We start from the raw sequence: 21343 nt of genomic DNA on the forward strand, positions 1-21343 counted from the left end.
ACGGCCACGACGACAACGACCGCCACCCGCTCGACAACCCTATTTGACACCGCTGGCGGCATGAGTGTGGACCGGAGTTATGATCACCGCCAAGTAGAACATCCTCATGGTGCTCGCAAAACACCTCTTCGACATCCTCACTGTCGTCCAATAGTTTGCAGCACATAATTGCTGCCCAAGTCCACTGAAAGCGATAGCGATTAGCAGTGTCATCGCCCGGATCGCCATCCGCAAGCGTATTCTCAGGATTGGGCATTGGAGCATTTGCCATCTTTGGCTACCTCACAAGCGTTCCGAAGTTCAGTTAAGGCATAGACTGAGTTAGTTGCTACTTGCCTTGGGCTGACGCTAACCCAGCCCGAAAGTCGACACGTCGAAAAAGCTGTCTTTCTACCCAGTTTCTCACAGATTGTCTGAGGGGGCGCGAGATAGGGTTACACCAAGATTTATGCGATGGATACTTAATAAGCTACATCACCTGCAGCTCACGAGCCTGGTCGAGGATCGCACCCATGTACTTGAGCGGATCGTTGAGCACGTCTTCGGCTGCCGTGTGGTGGACAGCCACGCCTTTGGTAGCCAGCCGGTCGTAGGAGCGGATGACTTCGAGGTGGAACTTCGGGGAGATCCACATCGCATAGGCGTAGACCAACTCCTTCACGACGAAGGTGCCGCCGCTGCGACCCCGGATGCGGGAAACTCCGGGAATTCCCGGAATATCCAACTCGGCAATCAGATCGACAGCCTGCTCGGACCGTAGCCAGTTGGACGGCTGATGCTTCTTCAGTCCACCGGCAGCCGTGTGCAAGTCGTTCAGGTTGAAGCGACCCTGGGAATCCTGGCGGACGGTGACATCGGCGACGACGAGAGTGTTGGTGGGCAAGCGATCTCCACAGGTGGAATCGTCAGAACGAAGGCGAGGTGGAGGCGTCGAGCCAGCCGGTACGGACCAGACCCTTGTGGATCCGGGCCAAGCCCTTCGGGGTGACGAGAGTCGTGATGGTCTTCTTGCTGCTGGCCTTGCCCTTGCCGTAGCCAACCTTGCGCTTCAGGTAGCCGGCGTTGATCTTGTCCTGGTAGGGCTCGTTGCTCTCGTTGATCCACTTGTACTTACGGAGGATCGCGTAGAGCCGGAGGGGGGCGACATCGAGAGACTTGGCTGCATCGCGGATGTAGCAGTCCTCACTGTCTGCGACGACAGCCTCGGCGAAGTCGACCATCGGTGCCTGCTCGGTGAGCTGGGCTGCCTGCTTCTTGGCGAAGTCGATCATGACCATCTTGTCCCGGTACTCCTTCGCCCATGCTTCGGCGGCGGCTGCCGGATCGGTGAAGTTGGGGAGCTGAGGGGTGTCGGACTGCTTGACCTGCTCCTCAAGGGCGAGCCAGCGGTCGATGATGGCTGCCCGCTGCTGGGCGCTGTAGCCAGACGTGAGGATCAAGGTCTCACGCTTGGGCAGGTGGTAGCAGGTCTGCTCCCGGTTCATCGAGTCACGGTAGATGCCCTCAAAACTGAGGAGATCTATCACCCCTTGTTCCCCCAGCTCTTTCAGATCACGGACCACATTGTCGTGCCGCTTCCCCGTCAGCTCGGCGATCTCGACAGACGACATGGTCTTCTCGTCACTGACGGGAACCGCAGTAGACGGCAGGAGCTGAGGCTGCATGGAGGAGCTGCCGGTCTTGCCAGTGGCAGCGCGGATCGACGGCAGAACTTCCTCGACAACCCATTCCTCGAACTCCACAGCGGACGGGAGGCGGGACTTCAACACCAGCCGGTAGATGTCGTCAGGGGGGATGAGCTTTGTCTGCGGATGCCGGAGAGCCAAGCCAGCACGCTTCATGTCGAACGCTGATTCGGCACGTTTGCAATGAGTGCTGATTGCCCGCTTCAGATCGTTGTATCCAAGGGCGTCAGCAACATCCTTGGCGACGAACCATGGATCGCCATTCTCGTCAGTGACGGTGCGAACCTGGGCTGCGGTGACGGGGAAGGTGAAGGTGCTGAGTGCGTTGCTCATGTCTTACTCCTCACCCAGAACAGCGACGCCATCAAGGGAACTGTCCCGTTCGAGGAGCTCTTCGGGCGCAGAGAAGTAAGCCCGCTCCATGCGAGAGATCTCCTCACCGGTCCAGCCATCGTCGAGCAACGCTCGGACGTGGTCACGATTGATGTGCTGGCCATGGCTCCAGAGGTCGATGGCTTGAGCGAGAGGGATTTCGTAGTTGGTCATGGACCCCTTGATCGGGGGACCAACCTGAGAGGGGACGCTCGGATCTACTGGTGATGAAGAGGTGAGTACCCCAGTGGATGACCCAGAATCGCGGCAAGCCGGAGACCTTGGCCTGACCTTCTTGCTCGATCAGAGGGGCTCTAGCGGCGAGCCTGGCGAGGCTTGAGGGGGATCATGCGGAGGGACGGGAGATGTCCCCTTGAAAACCCACAGATAGATCGAGACTGGTGGTCGAGGAGGGCGCTGGGGATCCGGGGGCAAGCTGCGGGGAAGACAAGGAAGGGCGGAGGTCGTGCTCTTGAAAACCTACAGATATGAGCTGACAGACGACCAACGGATTCGGGCACCTTCGAGCCACCAGGCCAGCGAGATCCGGGTATAACCAGGGGAACGTGTCTCGATCCTCCTTGCAGATCCCAGCGCCACCTCCGAACTACGCCATGGTCTACCCGATCAGGGGACCATGAGCCGACCCTCGCCCCCTTCTGACCCTTGGAGCCAACCGCCGCAGCAGTCAGTGGGCGAACCTCGGGGCATCAAGACCGTCGCAACGGTGCCATGCCGAGCCTGGACCCTATGGTCAGGACGACACACAGCCCTGGGGTTGCCTGCAGTGCTCTGGGGACAGATCGGGGTGGAGTGAGGTGGATCTGAGGTGGTTCGGTGACCATGATCATTTCCCTGTCCATCCAAGCAAGGTGGCTGCCCTGGTCGTGGTGTCGATCCGCCTCAGCGGCCACCGAAGTGGTGACGACATATCAGCCAGGGACCAGCCAGGATTGGAGGGGTAAGGATGATGGTGATGATCCTCGGCCTTTGGCCTTCCTTGGCCATGCGAATATTCCCCGATTCAAAGGCCGCTTCTTCCTTCAATCCGGGAACATTCAGTCTCGTCATGCGGCTTGCCTGACCAAGACCCAGCCTTTGCCGCTGAGACCGACACCCTTCCGGGTCGTCTTGCGCCATCTCCGAGGCTCACCTCGAATCTTCATAATCTGAAGAAACAGGGGTATCTGTTTATGAATATTCGGCTTGCTGCACTCAGGCTACTTGCTGGGTCAGCACCTGGACCTCACAGCCTTCCTTGGCCATGCGAATATTGACGGATTCAAAGGCGCATTCTCTCTTCAATCGGTCAACATTCTCGGCCCACTAGGCAGCTTCACGGATCAAGACCCAGCCCTTGCCCGAGAGGCCGGCAGCCTTCCTGGTTGCCTTTCGCCATCTCCGAGCCTCGACGGTCATCTTGACCGCAGGCGCATTCAAGGATCGGGTGATGCTGTCAGACTTGATCCCCGTCACCTCAGCCACCTCCTTCGCCTCGATCAGGGTCTTCTCGGTATCCGCCAACAGTAACGCCAGCTTCTGAGGACCGGACATCTTCATACCTTCAGCCGCTTTCCCGGTCTCGATCTCCTGGCCATGCTCGTCCAATCTGCGAACCTTCTCGGCCCCAGGAAACAGGCGCTGAAGATTGGCGCTGATGAGCTGATAGTCGACATCGACCAGATAGAGCCTCCCGGCCTGAGCCTTGGCCTGGCTGTCGATGTTGCGGATGCAGATCCGAGCGGCGTCCTGCTTGTTGCAGATCAGCAGATGGGAGTTCTGGGCATCGTTGTACATCGGGTCCGAGGTCTTCCCCGAGCTGAGTTTGTCGAGATCAGCAGGGCTGAAGGCTTGACCGGTCACGCTGCCGATCTTGGCGACCGTGATCCCCTTCGGCATGTAGTGATCGCCGAGCCTGAAGTAGGCCGTGCAGTTCTTCCACTTGTTGGAGCCTCGGCCTCGACCGAAGTTGGCGAAGTGGACGGTCCTCCCGGCCCAATTGACCGTGGATCGGTTGTCGTCCCGTTCCTGGCTGTCCGGGCTCGGATCCTCCAGATACAGCTTCTGGAACTTCATGGCCAAGAGATCCTTCTTGCCATAGACCAAGACCTCTTCCCCTGGCGCGGTCTGAGCGATCACAAACTCCTTCAGCCAGCTCAGGTAGTCCCTGGTCTTGTAGGCATTGCCGATGATCCCCTTGGGTCGCATCTGCCCGACGAACTTGGATGGAGGGGTGACATGGTTGACCTGGACGGCTGAGTAGTCCGGCTTCATCCCAGTGACGAAGGACACGTTGCCCCCGATCACGTACATCTGGTTGAGGTCTGCGGTGCCGTCGAGGATGACCGTATTGGGCTGCGCTGGAACCGCTCGCTGGTAGGCATGGAAGGCCGAGTCCGTGGTCCTGGAGTAGAAGAAGCGACCAGTGATCGCCGCCTTGAGGAACTCGACGGTTCCCCAGTGCCGGTCTCCCAGTTCCCGCATCCGAGCTGGAGGGAGGTGGTTCAGGCGCTGCAGAAGATCCTCCCAGGTCAGGTCCAAGATCGTCTCCTTCTCCTCGGGGCTGAACCGGAAGCCGCCCTCTAAGACCTTGCGCTTCTCCTTGTCCTTGATCTCCTCCATCTTCCGGGCGACCGAGCGCAGATGAGGGACAGCGGGATGGGTGTCGACGAAGCCGAAGGATCGAGCCTCAGCCCCGGTGATGATGCCCGACAGCACATCCGCCAGCGCACTGACGTGGTTCGGCTGTCGCGCCCAGATCAGATCGAGCTTGGGATCTTCGTCCACGACGACCAGGCTCCTCGGAACCTTGTTGCCGCCGGGCTGCGTCCAGTGCAGGACGCCCTTGTCCCGCTTGCCCTCGATGTCGCTCTTCCAGCGGGTGTGGGTGCAGACGACCAGCCGGGCCTTGGCGAAATCCGCCTCGGTGAAGGTCTCGGTGACCTTGATCCCTTTCTCTTCCCTGGCGTCCTCCAAGGTATCGGGATCCACTCCGGGCTTATGCAGGCTGGTGTAGATCGCCAGTTCGCCTTGTTCGATCACCTGTCGAAGGCTGGTGTAGATCTCGTGCGCCTCTTCGATGGTCTCCGTGATGAAGGCTCCCGAGAACGCAGGGTTCACCCCCATCGCATGGATCAGAAGCGCCATGGTGCTGACCGTCTTGCCGCCTCCGGTCGGACTGACGACAGCCTGGAAGGCGGGGCTATCGGTTGGAGCCGTCGCCAACTGAGCCGCCCGAGCGAGGGCATAGGAGGTCTGGCTTTCGAGTTCGGTGGAACCACGTCCGATCAACTCTTGGAAGAGGTCCGATTGGCTGGACATGAAGGAGGACAGGATCGGGGTGATGTCGATGGATTGGGGCATTGTGCTTATCTCGCTTGGTTGAGCCTCCTCGAAGTCCCATCCACGCTGACGCTCCCAACGGCCAGCACAAAGGCCAGCGTCAGGCGGCAACGAAGAGGCTCAACGAAGGGAGGTTGGGATTGGGTTCTGGCCGGAGTGCTTCCAGCATTCAGAGGTCGCGGATGGGATCCGCTCAGGCAGCCCGTGGGATCGGGCCTAGAAGTGCCTTGGGCTGGGTTCAGGTCTCAGACATAAAGTCTGACGCGGGTCTAGATTATTGATTGAAAAGGTCTTGCAGGCGTTTCGCGTCAGACTTTTCATAGACTTCAAGTCTGATGCGCGGGTGGCTCAGTGCTTCTGCTCCTGATTCTGAGCAGCCAGACTCGCCAGCTTCAGATCCAGGGCAGCCATGCGGCGGTTGAAGGCATCAAGTTTGCTTTCGATCCTGCCGAGCATGAGCAGGACTTGGTCTGCCCAAGGACAGGACTCGGGCGGTCCAGGCTGGTGCTCTTGGTCCCGCAGCGTAAGCGAGTGTTCCAGACCGTTGATTGGATATTGGCTTGGGTTATTCATGGTGCATGGTCCTATTGGTTCATCACCCTCAGTCGTCACCCTCCAAGGCCCGACCAGAGGAGCACCACAAAGATGACCCTGGAGGACTGAAGGCGATGACCGATAGGCTGGTCTTACGCAGCTCTCTTGGAGCGAGAGCAGGTGTGATCCCTTGTGACGCAAGGGTGTTGGCGTGAGAAAGATGAGATGAGAGGGACAGAAGTTGTCCCCCTCACCATTCACTGTGTCAGATGCGCTCTAGGCTAATGGAGACTTATCGTCGGACCATCTCCAATGCCTTCATCTTCAGCATGCCATTCTGCAGCCAGCAAGGTGAAGATACCGAAGAGTTGAGAGAATAGCTCCTTACGCCCTTGAGCTTCACAGCGCTCTAAGTAGTCATGGGCACGTCCATAGGCGAGAGCGACAACCCCACCGGTGTATAGCACACCAGAGTAGATGTCTTCCTCGGTTGGGCCAACATCAGGATCATCAACCATCTCCTCAACGAAGTGGGGCGCATGTTCAATCACCTTGTGGATGTTGGTTCGAAGCCATTGTAGATGCCCGACAGCCTCTTCATAGGGCATGCCATATTCCATCGCAGCAACTGCAAGACGACTGAGGATTGCTCCTGGGGCTCTGAGGTTCGTGCTGCTCATTATGCTACCTCCTTCAGTGCGACCGTGGCCTTCTTCTTGGTTGTTGCTTGATGGAAGCGTTCAACCTGCTCGGCTGTAGTGATGTAGTCTCCAATCGAGACATCTCCACCGAAACGGCCTGAAGCCTTGACGTACAGCGTGTCGGTGTTGGTGATCCCTGCATCCAATAGCGTGATCATCATCTCCAAGCACCGCCCATACCGCTCAAGGTCTTTCATGTTCAGGACATCACGGATTGGACGATTGAACGTAGCCTTCCACACACCAGCGGAATGACCGGAGACAGCACGGGCAACGAGACTGAAGATCGTCTCATCCCAGCGAGCGCCAGCAGCGCCAAAGGTCTTGCGGGTCCAGTGCTTCAGGGTCTTATCCAGCTCGACCAGATCAGAGACTCGGTATTGGTGATATGAGCCCAGGATGTAGACCGCCTTCTCCATGTCGCGGAAGTAGGCCCGGATCTCTTGACCTTCAGGCGTTCTTGCCTGCTGTCCTAGCTCCATGACCACATCACGGCTCAGGAGATAGTTGACCTTTGGGCGTCCTCGCTTCCCAGTCGGCTGTTCTATTTTCGGCACTATTTGTCCCGAAAACATTGGCTCATCAATAAGAGGAGCGATGGTGTTCTTTAGCCACTTGCGGACTTCTTTCCACGGCTTGCCAATCCATCGGTGAACATCACGAGCGTCGTACTTTGGCTCGGTGTTGTCCAGCTCGAAGGGAAAGTATTGGCGCATTTTGATCATCCGCTTGGCCGACTCTTCGCTGAACCCTGCGGTCATGTATTGATTTTCCGTAGCTGTGTCGTGCGTTCCCTTAAGGCTTCTGCCATCGCTGGGACCAGTGCGGCGCTTGTGGGTCTTCTTGAGTTCGTGAGTATTGAGGTTGTCGTTGATTGACATTGGATGTGCTTCCTATTTAGTAGCTGCCCCATCGCGCTCGACAGTCACGCACACGTATCCAGCACCCGACATCCAAGGGACGTGGGCGTGAAACGCGACGAGACAGCGACTGAATGGGACTGGAGTTGAGCGGCGCTAGACGCCTGGAGATAGAAGGGGCTGTCGGCCCCTATGGGTGTTGAATGATCGGAGTGACTTTTGCGCAAACTTGTGCAGAAGGCTGGCACGGCTTCGCTAGAAGCGAGAGCAGTTCAGAGTGATCATCCCCTCATGGGAGAGTGCGAAGAGTCGCTAGATCAGAGGGTGGGGAGGATATTGACGGTGATCCCCGTCATTTCTGGACGGACTCGTCCAAAAGAGACGCCCCCAGGTTTCCCTAGGGGCATCAAGTGAGGAGCACTACCTGGCGTTGGTGCTGATGGCATTGAACACCAACCTCGGTGGCTCTTGAGTCAATCAGTTAGAGCAACCTGGGTTGATGACCATAGTTAGAGACCCTTAGCCATCTCCCTCGCCTCGGCCCAGGTCTCTGGGATCTCAAGGCCAGCCTGCTTGATGGCATCAACAGTCCTGATGATCTTCCTGATGGTCGCTGGCTGTGCGCCGGTAGCCCGATGTAGGTCCATCTGAGACGCTGGCTTGCAGTGCAGGTGCTTGAGGTAGACCAACTCGGTCTTGAGCGTGGTGAGTGAAGGCAAAGTTCATGTCCTCCATGGTTGGCAGGGTGTTGTTGTTGTGTCGCCCACCACCAGAGCGCCTAGGGAGTTGGCTCCTCTGGTCTATAAGGTGGCGGTAATCCCAACCCCCAGTGTTTATGCGGGCTGGCGGGGAGGTGGACCTTGAGGGGCGTCTGGTCAGTCAGCGACTCTCTGGTCTATAAGAGGGGGAGAATCCCAACCGCCAGTATTCATGCGGCTTGGCGAGGTGGTGGCATCCTCAACAGGCTAGGCAATCCACATCAGCCCGGCTCTCTGGTCTTATAACTGGCAGAAATTCCAACCCCCAGTGTTTATGCGGGCTGGCGGGGAGGTCAGACGGGAAGGCCGCCAGTCGATTTGGGGCAACCGGCGGATAGGCAATCGCCTCCTTTCTCATAGAGTCTGGGTTAATGCCGATCCCTCTCAGGCTCCTCAGGAGTGCCGCTGAGAGCATGAGACCGCTTCTGCGTCCCATCCGAAGGGTCTTGCCTAGAGCCACCGAGAGGGCTCTTGAGGCCATCTCAGAGGCTGCTGAGGATCTCGTCTTACTCGAAGATCGCAGCGTTCATCCTCTCCACCACACTCGCAGTGTGGGCCTCGCTCAGATGGGCGTACCGCTTGACCATTGCCAAGGTCTTGTGTCCCAGCACCTCGGCGATCTCGGCCAGGCTGGCACCGTTCATGGCCAGGTAAGAGGCTGCTGAGTGCCGGAGATCGTGCCAACGGAAGTCCTCGATCCCCGCTCGCTTCAGAGCGGTCTCGAAGGGAGTCCTGAGGTCCACCGGCTCGCTCTTGTTCTTACGACCGGGAAAGACCAGACCAGTCAAGGGACGACCCTCGTCCCCTCCCCGTCGCTCCTCAGCTCTCTTCTTGAGCAACTCCAAACCAGGACCACTCAGCGGCAGCACTCGGCGGTCTCCATTCTTGGTCTCATGAAGGACAGCCACCTTGCGCTCCAGATCGACATCCTTCCAGTCCAGCCCCAGGATCTCCTGCTGGCGGGCTCCAGTGCTCAGAGCCAGGACAACAGCCGGGTAGAGGTCTCTGCTTCTGGATTCTCGGCAGGCAGTCAAGAGACGCTGACGCTCGTCATCAGATAGGAACCTGACTCGTCCCCTTGGCTCCTTGGGCTTGCTGACCTTCAACAGAGGGTTCTCCTCGACCCAGCCCCATTCCTTCATTGCGACCGAGAAGGCATGACTCAGAGCAGTCAGATAGCGTCCCACGGTAGCCGGACTCGTCTTGCCCCCCCGATAGGTCTCGATCTGAGCCAACTTGTCCCGGTACTCGGCTATCAAGGCCGGAGTTACATCAGCCAGCAGGTGATCGCCGATCTGATTCTTCCACCAGCCCAGTTGCTGTTTCTGATGGCTACGGCTGCTCTCGCTCTTATGCGGCAGGACATCTCGGACGTATCGCTCTACCAAATCACCTAGGGTGTGCTTCTTGGCCTCGGTGGACTTGAAGTGCCTTCCCTCCTTGATGGCAGCCTCTGTGCTCTTGGCCCAATCCTTGGCCTTGCTCAGCCGGTCGAAGGTAGCTGTCTGGCTGGGGTAGCCCCTCAGTCGAACCTTGACCCGGTAGGTGGTGCTGCCCTTGTTGTCGGTACGCTTCTCGATGGTTGCCATGCCCCTCAGCTCCTGCGGCTCATCCAGTGGCTTACAGGCTACTCGGGAGGCGCGAGAAAGACAACGTGTGATATAAAGTCACACGTCTTTTACGCGCAAGATATTGATATTAATAGTCTTTATAAAGCAAACATAGCGCCAAGGGACACTTGAGGGACACCAATCGCGCAAAATAGGCCGAGACGGGCTAGTAACCCATCTCTTCAGTAGGGCAATCAAGGAAGGTCTCGGGACAGCCATGGGACACTCACGGGACACTTGGAACGTCCAGTGTGCCCGCTAAGCTGCGCGGCAGGATGGCTGGCAGGGCTGACGGCAGTCGGAGGACAAGACAGACGGCAAGCCTTCCGGCAGAGATAAGGCAGGAGAGCGGCAGAGAAACGGCAGGATGGGGCAGGTGAAGCCTAGGCTGGGCGGGAGATCGACGGGAAAAGTGTCCCATGAGTGTCCCACAGAGCTTTCGAGCAAAGAAAAAGGGCCTAGCCTTTTGAGCTAAGCCCTTGATCTATTTGGCTCCCTGGGACGGGCTCGAACCGCCGACCTAGTGATTAACAGTCACCCGCTCTACCGACTGAGCTACCAGGGAATGTCGTGAGCGCGTAATAGTAATTTCGCGTGCTTTCTCTGTCAACACCTCGGCGGCCGAACAGGAAGCCCTGGCGGGGATCCAGGTGGACATGCCGCCCTGCTGCAGACCTTGCGGGAACGCCGACCGGGAATCGGCGCTCCCGCTGCGTTGCGGACTAGGCGACCGCCTTGGCGATCCGATCGAGCGCCTGCTCCAGGTTCTCGCGGCTGGTGGCGATGGAGATGCGTACGTGACCGGCGAGACCGAAGGCGGAGCCGGGGACGAGGGCGACGCCGGCCTTCTCGATCAGGTACTCGGCCAGTTCCAGGTCGTTCTTGATGCCGTCCAGCTTGTCGATCAGCCCTTGTACCTTGGGGAAAACGTAGAAGGTACCGTCGGTCGGGATGCAGTCGATGCCCGGGATCTGGTTGAGCCGTTCGACCACCAGGTCGTGACGCTCCTTGAAGGACTTGAGCATGATGGCGATGCAGTCCTGCGGACCCTCCAGGGCCGCCTGGGCCGCGACCTGCGAGATGGAGGTCGGGTTGGAGGTACTCTGGGACTGGACCTTCTTCATCGCCTTGATGATCTCGGCCGGGCCGCCGGCATAGCCGATGCGCCAGCCGGTCATGGAGTAGGCCTTGGAGACGCCGTTCAGCACCAGGGTGCGGGGCGCCAGGTCCGGACAGGCGTTGAGGATGTTGACGAAGGGCTCGTCGCTCCAGCGGATGTGCTCGTACATATCGTCGGTGGCGATGACGACGCGCGGATGCTCGCGCAGCACCTCGCCCAGCGCCTCCAGCTCGGCGCGGCTGTAGGCCATGCCGGTGGGGTTGGAGGGGCTGTTGATGACGACCAGGCGGGTCTTGTCGTTGATCGCGCCCTTGAGCTGGGCGGGGGTGATCTTGAACGCCTGGTCGGCGCCGGCATGGATGAGCACCGGCAGACCGCCGGCGAGCAGGGCCATGTCCGGATAGGAGACCCAGAAAGGGGCGGGGATCACCACCTCGTCGCCCGGATCGAGCAGTGCCTGGGCGAGGTTGAAGAAACTCTGCTTGCCGCCGCAGGAGACCAGGATCTGGTCCTGACCGAAGTCGAGACCGTTCTCGCGCCTGAACTTGTCGATGATCGCCCGCTTGAGCTCGGTGGTACCATCGACGGCCGTGTATTTGGTGAAGCCGTTCTGGATGGCCTCGATGGCGGCGGCCTTGATGTGATCCGGGGTGTCGAAATCGGGTTCACCGGCCCCGAGCCCGATCACGTCCTTGCCCTCGGCGCGCAGCTCCTTGGCGCGTGCGGTGATGGCGAGCGTGGCGGACGGCTTGACGGCCTGGACGCGGGCGGCGAGTTTGATGGTCATCGGCGGTGTTCTCTGGGTTCCTGCTGTGGCTGAATACGGGTGATGCAACACCCAATAATAGCGAAACGCCCGGATCCCGGCACGCGCATCGCGCGCCACGCAACATAGATCCCGAATGCAGTCGGCACGCCCGCCCCCACGAGGTTCATTCGATGTCCAGCAGACCCTTCCAGCTCGTCTCCACATTCGCCCCGGCCGGCGATCAGCCGGAGGCGATCCGTCAACTCGTCTCAGGCATGGAGAACGGCGAGGCGGGCATGACCCTGCTCGGCGTGACCGGCTCGGGCAAGACCTTCACCATCGCCAACGTCATCGAGCGTCTGCAGCGCCCGGCGCTCATCCTTGCACCAAACAAAACCCTGGCGGCCCAGCTCTACGGTGAGATGCGCGACTTCTTTCCACACAATGCCGTGGAATATTTCGTCTCCTACTACGACTACTACCAGCCCGAGGCCTATGTGCCCTCGACCGATACCTATATCGAGAAGGACGCCTCGATCAACGAGCACATCGAGCAGATGCGGCTCTCGGCGACCAAGGCGCTGCTGGAGCGCAAGGACGTCATCATCGTCGCCACCGTCTCCTCCATCTACGGGCTCGGCGATCCGGACGCCTATCTGAAGATGGTGCTGTTGCTCAAGAAGGGCGACCTCATCGACCAGCGCGCCATCCTGCGCCGTCTGGCGGATCTGCAGTACAAGCGCAACGAGGTCGAGCTGCATCGCGGCACCTATCGGGTGCGGGGCGACGTCATCGACATCTATCCGGCCGAGTCGGAGGAGGAAGCGGTGCGGGTCGAGCTGTTCGACGAGGAGATCGAGGCGCTCTCGCTCTTCGACCCGCTGACCGGCGAGGTCCTGCGCAAGGTGCCGCGCTATACGGTCTTCCCCAAGACCCACTATGCGACCCCTCGCGAGACCATCCTCAAGGCCGTGGACCAGATCCGGGTCGAGCTCAAGGAGCGGCTCGCCTGGATGCGCGAGAACGACAAGCTGGTCGAGGCTCAGCGTCTGGAGCAACGCACGATCTTCGACATGGAGATGATGATGGAGGTCGGCTACTGCTCGGGCATCGAGAACTACAGCCGCTATCTCTCCGGGCGCGGTCCGGGCGAGCCGCCGCCGACCCTCTACGACTATCTGCCCCCGGACGCCATGGTCGTGATCGACGAGAGCCACGTCACCGTACCCCAGCTCGGCGGCATGTATCGGGGCGACCGCTCGCGCAAGGAGAATCTGGTCCAGTACGGCTTCCGCCTGCCCTCGGCGCTCGACAACCGTCCGCTCAAGTTCGAGGAGTTCCGCGAGCGCCAGCCCCAGACCATCTATGTCTCGGCCACGCCGCGCCCGTTCGAGATCGACAACTCGGGCGCGGTGGTCGAGCAGGTGGTGCGCCCGACCGGTCTGGTCGACCCGGAGGTCGAGGTGCGGCCGGCGCTGACCCAGGTCGACGACCTCCTGTCCGAAATCCATCTGCGGGTCGCCGTCGAGGAGCGGGTGCTGGTCACGACCCTGACCAAACGCATGGCCGAGGACCTGACCGACTACCTCAGCGACCACGATGTTCGGGTGCGCTATCTGCACTCGGACATCGACACCGTGGAGCGGGTCGAGATCATCCGCGATCTGCGTCTGGGCGAGTTCGACGTCCTGGTCGGCATCAACCTGCTGCGCGAGGGGCTGGACATGCCCGAGGTCTCGCTGATCGCCATCCTCGACGCCGACAAGGAGGGCTTCCTGCGCTCGACCGACTCGCTGATCCAGACCATCGGCCGTGCCGCGCGCAACGCCAACGGCAAGGCGATCCTCTATGCCGACCGCATCACCGGCTCCATGGAGCGGGCGATCGACGAGACCGAGCGCCGCCGCGCCAGACAGATCGCCTCCAACGAGGCCCAGGGCATCACGCCACAGACCATCCGCAAGGCGATCGCGGACATCCTCGACGGCGCCACGCCGGGTGCACCCATGAAGCCGCGTCAGTACGCCAAGGTGGCCGAGCAGATCGCCGAATACGCCAGCCTCACACCCCAGCAGATGGCCAAGCGGCTCAAGACGCTGGAGAAGGAGATGTACCAGCACGCCAAGAACCTGGAGTTCGAGCAAGCCGCCGCCATCCGCGACCAGATCCGCGAACTTCAGCAGAAGGGCATCGCGGCCTGAGGGGAGCCGATCCATGCCGACGTCCGATCGACGGCCGATCCGGCGGCTGCTCCTGGCCGGACTCCTCCTCTGCGCCGCAATCGCACTCGCCGAGGGCGAGACATTCCTGCCCGAGACGCCCGTGCTCGGCTATCGGGTCCTGGCCAGCTACCCGCACGATCCGAGCGCCTTCACCCAGGGCCTGATCTACGCGGACGGCCAGCTCTACGAGGGCACCGGAAACTACGGACGCTCGGTCCTGCGCCGGGTCGACCTGGAGACGGGGCGGGTCGAGCAGGAGACCCGGCTGGAGTCCAGGCTCTTCGGCGAGGGGATCACGCACTGGGGCGATCGGCTGATCCAGCTGACCTGGCGCGAGCATCTGGCGATCCTCTACGACCGCGACAGCCTTGAGCGGATGGAGACCTTCCGCTATGCCGGGGAGGGCTGGGGCCTCACCCATGACGGCCGTCACTGGATCATGAGCGACGGGACCCAGGTGCTGCGCTTCATCGACCCTGAATCGCATCAGGTCGTGCGCCGCCTGGGCGTGACGGACCAGGGCCGCCCGGTGCGCGACCTGAACGAGCTGGAATATATCGATGGGGAGGTCTGGGCCAACATCTGGAAGCGCGATCTCATCGCCCGGATCGATCCCGAAACGGGGGAGGTGGCGTCCTATCTGGATCTCTCCGGACTCGCGCCCGAGGGCCTGAGCCGGGATGCCGTGCTCAACGGCATCGCCTACGACGCCAGGGGCGAGCGGCTGTTCGTGACCGGCAAATATTGGCCCAGACTCTTCTGGATCCAGGTGGTTCCCAGGTGAGCTAGGACGCGGAGCCAGTGACCTGGGACTCCACCACCTCGCACAGCAGGTGTCCCAGCATCAGATGGATCTCCTGGATCCGCGGCGTCTCGCGCGAGGGCACCGCCAGCAGGATCTCGGCACTGGCGGGCAGCTCGGCGTGTACGGCCCCGGTGAGCAGCACGGTCAGCAGTCCGCGCTCGGCGGCCGTGTCCAGCGCCCGCACCACGTTCGGCGAGCGGCCGCTGGTCGAGAGGGCCCAGAGCACGTCGCCCGGCCGGGCCAGGGCGGCGATCTGGCGCGCGAACACCTCGTCGAACGAGAAATCGTTGGCCACCGCCGAGGTGGCGCTGGTATCGAATCCGAGCGCGATGGCCGGTAGGGGTCTGCGGGTCTTGTCCAGGAACGGACCGATCAGCTCGCCGCTGAGATGGGTCGCCTCGCCGGCGCTGCCGCCATTGCCGCAGATGAAGAGCGTCCCACCGCGCGCGATGGCCTCGGCGGTGCGGGTCGCCGCCGCCAGGGTCGCCTCCAGCAGGACGCGGTCCGAACGGACGGCCTCCACCAGCGCCAGGGTCGAGTCGAGTCGTGTGAGGAGGAGACGGGCGAGTGCGGAGTCTTGAGTCATGAAGAAAAGGCTGTCGGATGATGATGGACGCCGAATCGCCGATCCCGGTGGCCCGGCTCGCCAATCGGATACTCTCCATCGGGGCAGAGCGAAGACAGGTCCGGCGCGAATGGAGAGAGAGATGCGGGCGGGCAGTCTAGCAGAAAAGCCCGGCGCCCCGATGAGCGGTCGTGCTCGACACGGCAGCCCCCAACGACCGGCCGGTAAGGGCGGACGCGCCCTGACCGAATCCAGGACGGCCGCGGTCACTCGGGATCCGGCTCCCGTCCCTCGCCGAAGGTCTCCGCCAGCCGGTCCATGTACTGCCGCTGAACCACGGCGCCCAATCCGTGCCCGCGTCCCTCGGACAGCCGGGTCTCGAGCAGGCGCAGACGCTTGAGATGTCGGCCGCGCTCGCCCGGATCCTCGGCGCGGGCGAGCAGTGCCTCCACATCCTTGAGCTCGCGCAGCGCCTCCAGCTCCGGAGGCAGATAGCCGGCCCCCTTCAGCAGCCGATAACCGGCCCGCAGATGTTCGGGCACCATCGACAGATCCTCGTGCGGGATCGGCTTGCCCTCGCCGGGCAGATTGGACAGCTCGCCGCGATCGATGGCGCGCTGGATGTGCTGTTCGGCGAGCTTGTCGATCAGATCCACAATGGCCTCCTGGGTTCGGTTTCAGTCCGGGCTCGCCGCATCGAGCGATTCGCGTAGCAGGACCGCCAGGTGACGCGGACGATCGTCGCCATGGGCGCGCATCTGCTGACGGCAGGAGAAGCCGTTGGCCACCACGCGGGCATCGGGCCTGTCGCGCAGCGTCGGCAATAGACCCTGCTCGGCCATCTCCGAGGCCATGCCGGCATGCTCGGCCTCCAGACCGAAGGTGCCGGCCATGCCGCAGCAGCCGGCGTCGATGGGCGTGAACTCTTGACCCGGAATCGCCTTCATGACCCGTCGCATCGACTTCATGGCGCCGACCGCCTTCTGGTGACAGTGACCGTGCACCAGGGTCTCGCCCTCGGGCAGGGCGGCGAGCGGCAGATCCAGATGCTTGGCGGTGATCTCGCGCGCCAGGAACTCCTCGAACAGCAGAACCTGCTTGCCGAGCTGCTCCACCGTCTCGCCCAGTCCCAGGGCCTGGGCATCGTCGCGCAGCCCCAGCACGCAGGAGGCCTCCAGCCCGACCAGGATGCGGCCCGCCTCCAGGTGCGGCCGCACCGCCTCGGCCAGCCGCCGGACCTCGTCCCGCGCCTCCTCGATCATGCCCTGGGCCAGATAGGTCCGGCCGCAGCAGAGCGGACGCGAGGGATCCGGACTGGACTCGGCCGGCTCGGCGATCCGCACCGAATAGCCGCCGGCCTTCAGCACGGCCAGAGCGGAGTCGGCGATCTCGGGCTCGAAATAACGGGTGAAGGTGTCGACCAGCAGCACCACCTCGGGCCGGCCCTCGACACCCGACGCCACCGGGTCGGTGGGCGTCGCGAAGGGCTTCGCCACCGGCTCCGGCAGCGGGCAGTCGGCACTCAGCCCCAGCCAGCGTTCGCTCAGACGGGCGAGCCAGGACCAGCGGTTGCGCCAGCGGATCGGGATCCGCAGCCAGGGGGCGCGATGCAGCCAGCGCGGCGCGTGGGCGAACAACCGGCTGCGCAGACTCAGCCCTCGGCGCGCCGCGCGCTGGGCCATGTATTCGACCTTGATCAGGGCCATGTCGACGTTGGCCTCGCACTCGCGCTTGCAGCCCTTGCAGGCCACGCAGAGGTCCATGGCCTCGGCCAGCGTGGGATCCTCGAGCGCGCGTTCGACCAGATCGCTGGAGAGCGCCGTCTTCAGCAGCCTGACCCGCCCACCGGTGGAGAGATGCGGATTGTCGCTGACCTTGAAGCTCGGACACATGAGCTGCTTGCCATGGGTCTGACACTGGCCGCTGTTGATGCAGACCGCCACGGCCTTGGCGAAGTCGCCGCCGTGCTTGGGGATGTCGGCATAGGCATCGCCCATTCCGGCGTCCTTGTAGGCCGACCAGTCGAGGTGGGTCTTCATCTCCGGTCTCCGATCATGGGCATGGCTCCTATAGGGCCTCTCGATATGCGAGCGGAACATCCTACACCCTCGAACGGCGGATTGGCGTCGGCGAGAGCCATTCGCTCTTGCATACCTTTTTCGAATGAGCGCCATACACCAATCGAATACGCTCGCGGCCGACCATTCATTTAGACGGCCCATGAGAAGGCAAGGACCGCGCTCTCATAGAGACGATACGATCAACTCATGACAGAGGATAGGGATTAGAATATCGCCGCCAGCTCGCCAGACCTCGCCCGCTTTCTGAAACCGCATCATCTCGCCAGGATGTCGACGAGGCTCCGTGTCCGGAGCTGAAGCCGTCGGTTTCGTCTTCGCCATCAGGCACCGACCGATCCGGCGGCGATATGGTGGAACCTATTCCCTCTAGCAGGCTCACAGATGAACCTATTACGTCGTATCAGCATCAATCACAGGCTCTGGCTCATTTCCGGTCTCGTCACGCTCGTATTCTTGATTGGATTCGCCCTCGCCCTTCTCGAAATACGCTCCGTCCTGATGGAGCAGAAGATCCAGCAGGTCACACGGCTGGTGGAAACGGCCATCAGCATCGCGGTCGACTATCGTCAGCGCGCATCCAGCGGGGAGCTCTCCGAAGCGGACGCCAAGGCCGCAGCACTGCGCACCCTCTCAGGTCTGCGTTTCGAGGGGAACAATTACTTCTGGGTCAACGACCTGGACGGCGACTGCGTCATGCAGCCCTTCAAGCCCGAACTCACCGGCAAGAGCCTGTTGTCGATCAAGGACTCCAACGGCAAGCTCTATCACAAGGAGATGTGGCAGAAGGCGCGCGACGAGGGCAAGGGCATGGTGACCTACGCCTGGCCCAGGGGCGGCGAGACCAAGCCCGAACCCAAGATCGCCTACATCGAGACCTTCGGCGACTGGCAATGGGTGATCGGCGCGGGAATCTATGTCGACGACGTCGACGCAGCCTTCGAGAAGAACGTCATGATCGTGGCCGGAGTCGGCGTACCTCTCCTGCTGGGCCTGATCCTGGTCACCACCCTGACCTCGCGCTCCGTGGTCAGACCCATCCATGACGCGGCGCTCACCATGGTGGACATCGCCCAAGGCGATGGGGACCTCACACGGCGGCTGGACACCGGCGGACGGGACGAGATCACCGAGATGGCATCCGGCTTCAACCAGTTCGCCGGCAAGACCGAACGCATGGTGATCGCCGTCGGACAGGCGACCACCGAGATCGCCTCGGCGGCCGAGGAGCTCTCGGCGGTAACCGAGTCCAACCGCGTCAGCATGGACCGTCAGCACAACGAGACCCAGCAGGTCGCCGCGGCCGTGACCGAGATGTCCGCGACCATCAAGGAGATCGCCAAGAATGCGGAGGATGCCGCTGCGGCCGCCCAGGATGCCGACGGTTATTCGCACTCCAGCGGCGAGACGGTCGACCGGGTGATGCGGGCCAATCAGCGTCTCGCGTCGGAGGTCGAACAGATCGCCGAGCGGATCCGGCGCTTCAACGACGAGAGCGTCGCCATCGGCAGCGTGGTGGACGTGATTCGCGGCATCGCCGAGCAGACCAATCTGCTCGCCCTGAACGCCGCCATCGAGGCGGCCCGCGCCGGAGAGATGGGACGCGGCTTCGCCGTGGTCGCGGCCGAGGTCCGCAGCCTGGCCAACCGGACCCAGGTGTCGACCAGCGAAATCCAGACGATGATCGAGCGGCTGCGCACGGGGGCCCAGGAGGCCGTCACCGCGATCGGGCAGGGAGAGGATCTGACCCGGGAGACGCTGGCACAGGCGACTCAGGCTCAGCAGTCGCTGGAGCAGATCGTGCGGTCCATCGGCACCATTCGAGATATGAACACCCAGATCGCGAGCGCCGCCGAAGAGCAGGCGACCGCCGCGTCCGAGATCGACCGCAGCGTGGTCAACATCTCGGACCTCTCCACCGAGTCGGCGAGGAACACGGAGCATACGGCCACGTCCAGCCTCGAGCTCTCGAGACTGGGTTCCGAGCTGCATACCCTGGTCAGCCAATTCAAGGTCGGCACCGCGACCTGAGCCGGACCCGCGGGGAGCGCCGGACGTCCGGCGCTCCCCGAGCAACCCCGGCCAGGAAAGCGCCGGCGGCCTCCTAGAGCGCGGCGACGGCCTTGTCCAGCGTCTTGCCGATCTTCACGACCATCTTGAAACCGCTGATATCCAAGACCTCGAGGATGTGCGAATTGGCATTGCAGACGCCGACCCCTCCGCCTCGCTTGTCGACGCTCTTGGCCGCCTTGAGCAGGACGCGGAGTCCGGCACTGGAGACATAGTTGGTCCGCTGGAAATCGAACACGATCTTGGTCGTCCCGGTATCGATGTGCGCCATGACATCCTTTTCGACTCCAGGGGCGCTGATGGTATCGAGACGTTCGAACGGCATGACCACCAGGACATCGTCTTGGAGCTTGTATTCTGCTGTCACTGTACTTCCTCTGGTTCGAAGAGAGATGGATGTCTGTCGGTGCGGGCTCTTCATGGACACGCCGGCGAGCAAGATCGGCGCCATCCAGGGTATGAATCTCAAGTAAGATAGCACGTCGTCAAGACGCTCCGGATAGCCGCGGAGCCTTCATTGAGCTCGATGTGCCGATCGAGCTCGTCGACCGATCGGGAGCATGGACGGCGCACCGCCGAGCAGATGCATCGGCTACTCATCTGGCGCGCACGTCACGAACGAGGTGAATTCCGGTATGACTCAAGAATCCACGCCCCGAGGGCATGAAGACTCGCTCTCATTGCTGGTTTTTCGAATCATGGAGGAGCGGCTGCAAGCGACGGTCATCCGCGAGGAAGAGACCGACTACCAAGGCGTTCGCGACAGCCGCCGCACCCAGATCATCGGGCGCGTCGCCCTGGTGCTCGTTGCGACTCTCACCCCGCCCGTCTTCTATCTCATCTGGACGCTGGTGGGGTCCATGGGCGTCATCACCGACCGCATGGAATCCATGAAGACCCAGGTCTCCAGCATGCGCACGGACTTCGACGAGGTCAGCGCCCGGATGGCGAGCATGGAGGGATCGGTCTCGCGCATGTCCGAGAACATCGCCGTGATCCCACCGATGGAGGAGCGAGTGAAGGGCATGCGCGACGACTTCGGGGTGATGCGCGGCGCGATGGGCGGCATTCGGCCGAACGTCACCGAGATCGACCGCACGCTCGGCGTCATGGAGCAGGACATGGCACAGATGAGCCATGTCTTCGGCTTTCTCAATCGCGACGTCTTCATGATGCGGCACAACGTGAACCGCATGAGCAGTCCGATGCGGATGTTCCCCTTCTTCGGTCAATAGAGGAGCCTTCGATGAGCCCAGAAGAACGGGAGCAGGCCGAGCAGATGGCCAATCGCTTCATGGATCTCCATGAGGATCTGCTCTTCATCCACAAGCACAGTCTGGTTCGCAACTCGGCGCGGGTGAACAACATCATCCGCTATGCGATGGTCGGCATGGCGGTCCTGATGCTGTCGATGCTCGCCTTGGTCGCCACCTTCACCACCCGCATGGACAGCATCACCCAATACATGGTGACCATGGCGGAGGACATGCAGGGAATGCGCGAGGACTTCGGCCTGGTGACCGAGCGCATGCGGTCCATGGAGCAGGCCGTGACCCGGATGGATCGGCACGTCTCGCCGATGCCCTCGATGCTGGTCTCGGTCGACGGCATGGGCGGAGAGATGCACCTGATGCGCGACGACCTGGTCGCGGTCTCCGACAGCATGCAGCGGATTCAGGACCGCATGGTCTCGATGGGCCGCTATCTGCAGGACATGGACCGCAAGATGATCGATCTCAGCGGGGCGGTCGGCGGCATCGGATCGGATGTCGATGTCATGTCCAGGCCCATGTCGATCCTTCCCAACAACTGATCGACACCGCAACCGGCGCGAGGTGCGGCGAACGCGTGTTCGCCAAGGGCACCTTGCGAT

General features: G+C 61.9%; 19 protein-coding genes and 1 tRNA gene. 5 read left to right on the top strand and 15 right to left on the bottom strand.

All coding sequences use genetic code 11. From position 1 onward, the window contains the following. The 11 genes from D779_RS23265 to D779_RS05850 all read right to left on the bottom strand — a co-directional run. On the bottom strand, positions 1-271 hold a 271-nt coding region (locus D779_RS23265; protein ID WP_157726327.1), incomplete at its 3' end, for a dsDNA nuclease domain-containing protein. Positions 272-469: 198 nt separating this feature from the next. Further along, complete coding sequence (locus tag D779_RS05795) at positions 470-883, bottom strand: KilA-N domain-containing protein (protein WP_043750915.1); 414 nt, start codon at positions 881-883, stop codon at positions 470-472. A gap of 22 nt (positions 884-905) precedes the next feature. After that, positions 906-2018, bottom strand: coding sequence for a BRO family protein (locus D779_RS20960; protein WP_052347874.1), 1113 nt, complete (start codon positions 2016-2018; stop codon positions 906-908). Positions 2019-2021: 3 nt separating this feature from the next. Further along, positions 2022-2231, bottom strand: coding sequence for a hypothetical protein (locus D779_RS05810; RefSeq protein ID WP_043750918.1), 210 nt, complete (start codon positions 2229-2231; stop codon positions 2022-2024). A gap of 1152 nt (positions 2232-3383) precedes the next feature. Then, complete coding sequence (locus D779_RS05815) at positions 3384-5420, bottom strand: DEAD/DEAH box helicase family protein (RefSeq protein ID WP_043750920.1); 2037 nt, start codon at positions 5418-5420, stop codon at positions 3384-3386. A 327-nt stretch (positions 5421-5747) separates the two neighbouring features. After that, positions 5748-5972, bottom strand: a complete 225-nt coding sequence (locus tag D779_RS22125) for a hypothetical protein (RefSeq protein WP_157726328.1) — start codon at positions 5970-5972, stop codon at positions 5748-5750. Positions 5973-6214: 242 nt separating this feature from the next. Beyond that, complete coding sequence (locus D779_RS05825) at positions 6215-6613, bottom strand: hypothetical protein (protein ID WP_157726329.1); 399 nt, start codon at positions 6611-6613, stop codon at positions 6215-6217. Then, the gene (locus tag D779_RS05830; protein ID WP_157726330.1) at positions 6613-7515 is read right to left on the bottom strand and encodes a hypothetical protein; all 903 of its coding nucleotides are present in this window, start codon (positions 7513-7515) and stop codon (positions 6613-6615) included. The genes D779_RS05825 and D779_RS05830 overlap by 1 nt, the downstream gene beginning before the upstream one ends. Positions 7516-8758: 1243 nt before the next feature. Then, positions 8759-9841, bottom strand: coding sequence for a tyrosine-type recombinase/integrase (locus D779_RS05840; protein WP_043750937.1), 1083 nt, complete (start codon positions 9839-9841; stop codon positions 8759-8761). A 510-nt stretch (positions 9842-10351) separates the two neighbouring features. Next, positions 10352-10427: transfer RNA gene (locus D779_RS05845), tRNA-Asn, on the bottom strand. A 157-nt stretch (positions 10428-10584) separates the two neighbouring features. After that, entirely contained in the window at positions 10585-11769 is a 1185-nt protein-coding gene (locus D779_RS05850) for a pyridoxal phosphate-dependent aminotransferase (protein WP_043750940.1), read from the bottom strand. Between the two features lie 152 nt (positions 11770-11921). On the opposite strand from D779_RS05850, the gene uvrB reads away from it, so the two are divergent. After that, complete coding sequence (uvrB, locus tag D779_RS05855) at positions 11922-13931, top strand: excinuclease ABC subunit UvrB (protein ID WP_043750942.1); 2010 nt, start codon at positions 11922-11924, stop codon at positions 13929-13931. 13 nt (positions 13932-13944) lie between these two features. Continuing rightward, positions 13945-14736: a glutaminyl-peptide cyclotransferase gene (locus D779_RS05860; protein ID WP_043750945.1), complete on the top strand. Its 792-nt coding sequence runs from the start codon at positions 13945-13947 to the stop codon at positions 14734-14736. A gap of 1 nt (position 14737) precedes the next feature. On the opposite strand, the gene D779_RS05865 is transcribed toward D779_RS05860, so the two are convergent. The 3 genes from D779_RS05865 to D779_RS05875 all read right to left on the bottom strand — a co-directional run bounded on the left by D779_RS05865 (position 14738) and on the right by D779_RS05875 (position 17361). Then, positions 14738-15343 carry a D-sedoheptulose-7-phosphate isomerase gene (locus tag D779_RS05865; RefSeq protein WP_043750948.1) on the bottom strand — a complete coding sequence of 202 codons (606 nt, stop codon included), beginning with the start codon at positions 15341-15343 and terminating at the stop codon, positions 14738-14740. Positions 15344-15588: 245 nt separating this feature from the next. Next, positions 15589-15978: a DnaJ family domain-containing protein gene (locus D779_RS05870; protein WP_043750951.1), complete on the bottom strand. Its 390-nt coding sequence runs from the start codon at positions 15976-15978 to the stop codon at positions 15589-15591. A gap of 21 nt (positions 15979-15999) precedes the next feature. Further along, positions 16000-17361 carry a (Fe-S)-binding protein gene (locus tag D779_RS05875; protein WP_043750953.1) on the bottom strand — a complete coding sequence of 454 codons (1362 nt, stop codon included), beginning with the start codon at positions 17359-17361 and terminating at the stop codon, positions 16000-16002. 423 nt (positions 17362-17784) lie between these two features. Between D779_RS05875 and D779_RS05880 the strand changes: the two genes are divergently transcribed. Then, the gene (locus tag D779_RS05880; RefSeq protein WP_043750957.1) at positions 17785-19431 is read left to right on the top strand and encodes a methyl-accepting chemotaxis protein; all 1647 of its coding nucleotides are present in this window, start codon (positions 17785-17787) and stop codon (positions 19429-19431) included. Between the two features lie 73 nt (positions 19432-19504). Here the strand turns inward: D779_RS05880 and D779_RS05885 are convergent, their stop codons facing one another. Continuing rightward, positions 19505-19837, bottom strand: a complete 333-nt coding sequence (locus D779_RS05885) for an STAS domain-containing protein (RefSeq protein WP_043750960.1) — start codon at positions 19835-19837, stop codon at positions 19505-19507. 268 nt (positions 19838-20105) lie between these two features. Here D779_RS05885 and D779_RS05890 point away from each other — a divergent pair, with 268 nt between their 5' ends. Continuing rightward, a complete protein-coding gene (locus D779_RS05890; protein ID WP_157726331.1) occupies positions 20106-20705 on the top strand; it encodes a hypothetical protein in 600 nt (199 codons plus the stop codon). 11 nt (positions 20706-20716) lie between these two features. Beyond that, positions 20717-21283 (top strand): hypothetical protein, encoded by a 567-nt coding sequence (locus tag D779_RS05895; RefSeq protein ID WP_157726332.1) that lies wholly within the window; start codon positions 20717-20719, stop codon positions 21281-21283. Positions 21284-21343: the final 60 nt, after the last annotated feature.

The organism is Imhoffiella purpurea (assembly GCF_000585215.1).
In the GTDB taxonomy this organism is placed as follows: domain Bacteria; phylum Pseudomonadota; class Gammaproteobacteria; order Chromatiales; family Chromatiaceae; genus Imhoffiella; species Imhoffiella purpurea.

What these genes read in the sequence shown, in the direction of transcription:
- D779_RS05830 (WP_157726330.1), bottom strand. Translation starts at nt 7,515, where the DNA reads ATGTCAATCAACGACAACCTCAATACTCACGAACTCAAGAAGACCCAC.
- D779_RS05850 (WP_043750940.1), bottom strand. Translation starts at nt 11,769, where the DNA reads ATGACCATCAAACTCGCCGCCCGCGTCCAGGCCGTCAAGCCGTCCGCC.
- D779_RS05860 (WP_043750945.1), top strand. Translation starts at nt 13,945, where the DNA reads ATGCCGACGTCCGATCGACGGCCGATCCGGCGGCTGCTCCTGGCCGGA.
- D779_RS05890 (WP_157726331.1), top strand. Translation starts at nt 20,106, where the DNA reads ATGACTCAAGAATCCACGCCCCGAGGGCATGAAGACTCGCTCTCATTG.
- D779_RS05895 (WP_157726332.1), top strand. Translation starts at nt 20,717, where the DNA reads ATGAGCCCAGAAGAACGGGAGCAGGCCGAGCAGATGGCCAATCGCTTC.
- uvrB (WP_043750942.1), top strand. Translation starts at nt 11,922, where the DNA reads ATGTCCAGCAGACCCTTCCAGCTCGTCTCCACATTCGCCCCGGCCGGC.
- D779_RS05810 (WP_043750918.1), bottom strand. Translation starts at nt 2,231, where the DNA reads ATGACCAACTACGAAATCCCTCTCGCTCAAGCCATCGACCTCTGGAGC.
- D779_RS20960 (WP_052347874.1), bottom strand. Translation starts at nt 2,018, where the DNA reads ATGAGCAACGCACTCAGCACCTTCACCTTCCCCGTCACCGCAGCCCAG.
- D779_RS05875 (WP_043750953.1), bottom strand. Translation starts at nt 17,361, where the DNA reads ATGAAGACCCACCTCGACTGGTCGGCCTACAAGGACGCCGGAATGGGC.
- D779_RS22125 (WP_157726328.1), bottom strand. Translation starts at nt 5,972, where the DNA reads ATGAATAACCCAAGCCAATATCCAATCAACGGTCTGGAACACTCGCTT.
- D779_RS05825 (WP_157726329.1), bottom strand. Translation starts at nt 6,613, where the DNA reads ATGAGCAGCACGAACCTCAGAGCCCCAGGAGCAATCCTCAGTCGTCTT.
- D779_RS05865 (WP_043750948.1), bottom strand. Translation starts at nt 15,343, where the DNA reads ATGACTCAAGACTCCGCACTCGCCCGTCTCCTCCTCACACGACTCGAC.
- D779_RS05880 (WP_043750957.1), top strand. Translation starts at nt 17,785, where the DNA reads ATGAACCTATTACGTCGTATCAGCATCAATCACAGGCTCTGGCTCATT.
- D779_RS05815 (WP_043750920.1), bottom strand. Translation starts at nt 5,420, where the DNA reads ATGCCCCAATCCATCGACATCACCCCGATCCTGTCCTCCTTCATGTCC.
- D779_RS05840 (WP_043750937.1), bottom strand. Translation starts at nt 9,841, where the DNA reads ATGGCAACCATCGAGAAGCGTACCGACAACAAGGGCAGCACCACCTAC.